Annotated in this window: 3 protein-coding genes; 2 read left to right on the top strand and 1 reads right to left on the bottom strand. The window is 46.6% G+C overall.

Translation table 11 applies throughout. From position 1 onward, the window contains the following. Positions 1–2,067: cation-translocating P-type ATPase (locus A2517_RS10800; protein ID WP_294896909.1), on the top strand; the 2,067-nt coding region annotated here is incomplete at its 5' end. Positions 2,068–2,080: 13 nt separating this feature from the next. Continuing rightward, positions 2,081–2,302 carry a cbb3-type cytochrome oxidase assembly protein CcoS gene (gene ccoS, locus A2517_RS10795; RefSeq protein ID WP_294896907.1) on the top strand — a complete coding sequence of 74 codons (222 nt, stop codon included), beginning with the start codon at positions 2,081–2,083 and terminating at the stop codon, positions 2,300–2,302. A gap of 41 nt (positions 2,303–2,343) precedes the next feature. Here the strand turns inward: ccoS and A2517_RS10790 are convergent. Continuing rightward, positions 2,344–2,579 (bottom strand): c-type cytochrome (locus A2517_RS10790; protein WP_294896905.1); only part of this gene is annotated, 236 nt, incomplete at its 5' end.

Below are 2,579 nucleotides of genomic sequence, written 5' to 3'. Positions count from 1 at the left end.
AAGATGGAAGGGGTTATCGAGGCGCATATCAACTATACGAACAATAAAGCTCGTATTACGTGGAACCCAGCGGACGTCAAGCTCTCTGCCATCATCGATATGATCCGCGCTATCGGATACAACGCATTCCCGTACGATTCCTCACTTCAAGAAGTACGTGCCAATAAAGAGCGCAAAGAGTACTATCTCCGTATGGCGGTAGCAACCTTCGCGACAATGAATATGATGTGGATTGCCGTGGCTCAATATGCGGGGTATTTTAGCGGGATTACTCAAGATATTAAAACCATTCTCAATATTGCCGAGTGGGTATTAGCGACTCCTGTACTCTTTTACAGCGGATGGGTTTTTTATCGCGGAGCCTACTACGGGTTGCGCAATCATGCGGTGACGATGGACTTACTCGTCGTTACGGGATCGTCTCTGGCGTATCTCTACTCTATCTATATCACCCTGTTTGAAAAAGGGGAAGCCTATTTCGATTCGGTGGCGATGATTATCACCTTTGTCCTCTTCGGGAAATTTCTCGAAGTCCTCAGCCGTAAAAATGCCGCCGATACCCTCGACATCATCGGTAAACACATTCCGCGTGAAGTGAGTATCGTAGAGGGCGAATCTATCCGATCCGTCGATGTCAACGAAGTCAAAGTCGGGGATGTGATTGTGATCCGAAGCGGTGAACGCTCCGCAATTGACGGTGAAGTAATTTCAGGGGAGGGGAGCTTTGATGAAAGTAACCTCACGGGAGAATCGGAGCCGATTTTTAAACGTATTGGTGATCGTATTATCAGCGGAACGACGAGTATCGATGCCCTGATCCATTATCGGACGACCAAAGATTTTGCCCATTCGACCCTCTCGAATCTTGTTAACTTGCTCGAGAATGCGATGGCACAGAAGCCTTCGATTGAGCAGTTAGCGAATCGATTATCTCAGCATTTTTCATCAACGATTCTATTTTTGGCGATTGCAACCTTTTGGGGTTGGTATTTTTGGCCGCACACGTTTGATCGCTCGCTTATGGTGGGGATCTCGGTCATCATCATCGCCTGTCCGTGTGCGCTGGCTCTTGCGACTCCGGTGGCGACGTTGGTAGGATTGGCTCTGGGTGCGAAGAGGGGTATTCTCTTTAAATCGGCGGCACAAATCGAGACGATGGCAAAAGCGACTATGGTTGTTTTGGATAAAACGGGAACGATCACCCAAGGACGCCCCGAAGTGGTTTATGCCACGATTCACACACCTTTTGATACGGGAGCTTTGCATACACTTGTCTCCTCCTCTAAGCATCCGATCAGTCGAGGGGTGATGGAGTATCTGGAGCGAACGGAAGAAGCTATTGAATCCGGCACTATCGAAGAAGCGCGTGAAATTCCCGCTCGCGGTATGGTCGGACGTTCGAATGGAGTAATGATCGCGGGGGGGAATGCACTGTTAATGCAAGAACTCGGGATTGAGGTCGATTCGGTGAGTGATAAAAGTCTTTTTTATTATGCGCTTGATAACAGACTGGTGGCAACTTATGAATTGCGTGATTTGCCAAAAGAGAAAGCTAATGAATCAATTGATAGTTTGAAAAAATTGAATCTTCGGGTGGTAATGCTCACAGGAGATCATGAGGCGGCGGCAATGAGAGTAGCCAAGGAGGTTGGAATCGAGGAAGTGTATGCCCATCTAATTCCTGAAGGCAAAGCGGCGTTTATCGATAAAGCCCATGCACAGGGGCATATCGTCGTGATGGCCGGAGATGGGGTCAATGATCTTTTGGCATTAGCAGCTTCGGATATCGCGATTGCGATGGGGAACGGGAGCGATATCGCAATCGAGGTGAGTGATGTGGTGTTGATGAACGATTCGTTGACGTCGCTCGCTGAAGCATTCTCTATCAGCCGTAAAACGTATGGCCTTATTAAACAAAATCTTGGGATTTCACTCGTCTATAATTCGATTACGATTCCGCTGGCGATGATGGGATATGTTATTCCGTTGATTGCCGCGATTTCAATGTCGTTTAGTTCGCTCCTCGTCGTCGGAAACTCGATGCGAGTACGTTGGATGTATAAATAAAAGGTAGGTAATTATGGATTCATGGGTAATCGCGATGATGCTGGGTGCATCGCTTTTTTTAGGTGGTATTGCTCTGGTTGCATTTTTGTGGGGAATTAAAAACGGTCAGTTTGACGATGAGAAAAAAATGATGAATCAAGTACAGTATGATGATGAGCGTGAACTTAACGATGCAGCTAATCAACAACGTAAAAAAGAGTCAGTGAATAAAAAAGAAGAGTATCGACCGGAATAGAAGCGAAAAAAGAACTCACCGCAGGTGCGGTGAGCGCGGTATTATTTAATACCTGCTACGTAAGAAGCAAGAGCTTTGATATCAGCATCTGACATTGCAGCAACTTGACCTTTCATCAATGCACCCATACCCGCTTTGTTCAAAGTACCGGCTTTGTAACCTTTAAGAGAAGTTTCGATAGCACCAGCTGATTGACCTTTTACGATCGCTGATTTACCAAGAGCCGCTTTTTCGAAAGAAGCACCGTGACAAGCAGCACATTTAGCTGAAAGAGCTT

The organism is Sulfuricurvum sp. RIFOXYD12_FULL_44_77, from assembly GCF_001830725.1.
Taxonomy (GTDB): domain Bacteria; phylum Campylobacterota; class Campylobacteria; order Campylobacterales; family Sulfurimonadaceae; genus Sulfuricurvum; species Sulfuricurvum kujiense_A.
Note: the sequence above shows the minus strand (reverse complement) of the source record. Positions and strands in the feature narration are given on the sequence as shown.

Excerpts from the sequence above, each read along its gene's own strand:
- ccoS (WP_294896907.1), top strand. The coding sequence starts at position 2,081 with ATGGATTCATGGGTAATCGCGATGATGCTGGGTGCATCGCTTTTTTTA.